A 268-nucleotide genomic window follows, 5' to 3' on the forward strand; every position below is an offset into this window, starting at 1 on the left:
AACAAGGTACGATCCCAGCGAAGTTTGAAATCCAGTTAATGGGTATTACTAAAGCATCACTAGCGACAGAATCTTACCTCTCTGCAGCGTCTTTCCAAGAAACAACACGTGTTCTTACATATGCAGCAGTGAATGGTAATAGCGATGAGCTTCGCGTTCTGAAAGAAAACGTAATTGTGGGTCGTTTGATCCCAGCAAGTACCGGTTTTGCGTATCAACAACAACCTAAGCGTCGCCGTAAACAAAGAAAAGAACTACATGAAGCACA

General features: G+C 42.9%; 1 protein-coding gene. It reads left to right on the top strand.

Annotated elements, in window-relative coordinates; genetic code table 11:
* The coding region (locus tag CWB65_RS19795; protein WP_138741305.1) for a hypothetical protein at positions 1-268 on the top strand (268 nt) is incomplete at both ends.

Origin of the sequence: Pseudoalteromonas sp. S554 (assembly GCF_005930865.1) — a bacterium.
GTDB lineage: Bacteria > Pseudomonadota > Gammaproteobacteria > Enterobacterales > Alteromonadaceae > Pseudoalteromonas > Pseudoalteromonas marina.